The 2,890-nt window shown below is 41.5% G+C and carries 1 protein-coding gene; it reads right to left on the reverse strand.

Annotated features, from left to right (window positions below):
- Positions 1–1,610 precede the first annotated feature (1,610 nt).
- A complete protein-coding gene (locus AB6D58_RS24185; protein WP_137030307.1) occupies positions 1,611–2,669 on the reverse strand; it encodes a ParA family protein in 1,059 nt (352 codons plus the stop codon).
- Positions 2,670–2,890: the final 221 nt, after the last annotated feature.

Genomic DNA, 2,890 nt, shown 5'->3' on the forward strand with positions numbered 1-2,890 from the left:
AAAGAACGATCCGACAAACGAACGAAGTAAGTGCGTCAGAAAGAATCTTGAAGCGACACTGCAGACCGGCTTTTTCGGACGTCTACAAAATGCGAATCCTGCTAATCAAATAACGAACGCAAAAACTCGAGGTGCGCCTCTCTACTTTTCGTTTCCTAAATCAATCGCGATCAGCGTCCCCCTCCGAGGGGATTTAATTGTTATGTGGGAATGAAAGTGCTCTATAAGCGTTAAGAAATTCAATCACTGAAAGTGCCGAACTGGAGAGGGAAATTGCTAATTTTAGTGCATGCTCTTGGGATGCGTTGAGTAGGCGAGACCAAGTGATTCTGGTTGGATGAAAAGGCTGAATTAAGCCAGGAAGGAACGACCTGCGAAAATACAAACTATTTCACCCTCTAGAAGTGCTTGGTCGCGCGTAGCGCTACGCATCCTAGGTCTTAGAAACATGTTTCTAAGCTGCTCTTTTATTTTATCTTTTTTGGCATTGTAGTGGACTAGTTTTGTGGACCTATTCAGTGGACTAAGCCAGTCCAGAAGGGGAGTCCACTAAAAGAGTCCCCAGAAATAGCGTAAAAAGTGAGTGAGAATAAGCTCACACAGAAAAATCAAAAAAACCGATATGTAGAACTGATATGTGAAACCGATATGACCATATATCAGTTCTACATATCGGTTTCATATATCGGTAAAAGCTATGAGGGGAATAAATTCACACGGGGGTAAAGGGGGCGTTAGCGCCCCTTTCCAGATCACAAAGAAAAGAGCGTAGCGAGTGCACTCTGTGTATGCTGGCTTAAAACAAAAGCGCGCGATGAGATGAGCATAAAAAACGAGCTAAATAAGAATGAAAATAAATATACGGGGACAGTGCCAAAGATTTGCATTAAGTGGCTTTCCGCTTGCTCGGTGTTCGGACGCTTCGCTTACTCACACACTGCGCCGAGCGGTACAATATTGGAACATAAAGGGTACAACGATATAAGTTTTTGAGCCTTTCGGCTGCGCCGACCCCTACCCATGTCGACTCAATTTTATGAGTGATTTGGGTATCTCTATGGTCGCTTTCAGATTGGGATTTTTCTCTTACCCTTTCGGGCTGCCCTGCGCTGTGAGTTAGGCTTTACGCCCCCATTCCGGTCTCACAACACTAATCATTTATTCCTTTCCCGCTTATCCCCTCTAGCAGCTACAAGGGGCGGATTTATCGAGCGTTTGCTTAGTTCTGATTAGTGCCTTTACCATGCCACCTTTGGAATATCCCTTGATCGGTGGCTGATGCGCGTCGCTCTGTCCAAAACATCTTGAGTCCAAACAGAGTGCAGGAGTACTTGAAGTGCTTACGTGATATGGCTATCATGAAAGGACTTACCCAGTGGCTAAACTAGTAAGTATTCCGAAAAGCCAGCTCGCCAAAGCTGGTTTTTTCACATCTAGGGAAAGAGATTAATCCCAAAAGCGATTGATCTCAATGATCCTTTTAACCGGTCATGACTTTCCCGAACAAAAAAGCCTCCCTTATGGGAGGCTTTTTTGCATCTGAATCTCGATGCGCACTTAGTGCCATTACGTTAAATCAACAGCATTCGCACAACAGGCCTTATAAACAGTTAATCGATGTTATTCACAAGGCCAACAATGTTAGGAACTTGCTTATTTAGTTGTGTTTGATTTACTGACACCGTTTTACCTGCAATTGTTTTATTACCTGCCGTAAGCTTAGATATCGGTACACCTAACGCCCCAGAGACCACAGAGGCTGTATTTGCATCATTAACCTCATACTGGAACATAGTTTTAAATGCTCGTCGATTATTAGGTGTCGATGAACCGTAAGGGTGAATACAGAAAAGATTAGAGGACGTTCCCCATACGCTCCAAATTTCATCGCCAATCTCATTAACTACTGTTTTGAAAGCTCCTGCGGAAGAGTTATTCATTTGAGTTAAACGATTTCCTATATACATATATATTTGAGGGAGAGCCATTGAGTATCGATTAGAATTCAAATAAAACTCTGATTGCACATCACCACCATATCGCCTCACGCCATAAGCAAGTGATAAAACGGCTTTAACTGACCTTTTAGATGAACCATCAGCTGAAAAAGGAATTATTAATCTTTCCGCAGCTGTTAATGCTAACTCGGTGTATATGGAGAAACTAGGGTTACAGTCAATGAACACACAGCAATCTTCATCGTTCCATGAAGATTGAATATCCGCGATTAAATCACGAACCCAAAGGTGCACGATACGCCATGCGTCTTGAGGGCCTGAAAACGTAGCACTTGTAATTTTTGATGATTGATTTTCTAACTGTTCATCACCAACAACTAAAAATACATTACTTGGCACATGTCTATTATGTTGTGACACATTTGTAATGTAATTAGCCCCTGATTTAGGAGATACATAAGGACTCATTATTCGATCATCTATATAACCAGAGATCGTATTCCTTGGGCTAGTAGTATGTATATCTGTTAAGATTTCCTCCCCTTTTTCAATGCCACCAAGTAGCATGGATGAAGAGTTCGCTTGTGGGCAAAGATCTACAACCAATACTTTTTTAGTTGGGTTTTGTTTCGCATACTCGGAAGCTATCTGAAACGTTAAATAGCTCTTACCTACTCCACCTTTATTGTTCCATATTGCATAAATTGCCATGTGATACCCTTAATTTTCCGACTTATAGTTATATTACAAAATAGTTAAGTTGTACTGTTACAAAACTTTAAGAAAGCTCATCTACAGCCTTCATAACTCTTTTGTAATCATCAGTTCCCATAGGGTAAGAGGGGCTTCTTCTCCCTGAAACTACATCGTTATATTCCATTTGTATTTTTATAACTTCATGGCCTGCATCTCCCCCCCAAATTTCAATACCA

Origin of the sequence: Vibrio sp. 10N.239.312.D08, assembly GCF_041466145.1 — a bacterium.
In the GTDB taxonomy this organism is placed as follows: Bacteria; Pseudomonadota; Gammaproteobacteria; order Enterobacterales; family Vibrionaceae; genus Vibrio; species Vibrio crassostreae_C.

Excerpts from the sequence above, each read along its gene's own strand:
- AB6D58_RS24185 (WP_137030307.1), bottom strand. The coding sequence starts at position 2,669 with ATGGCAATTTATGCAATATGGAACAATAAAGGTGGAGTAGGTAAGAGC.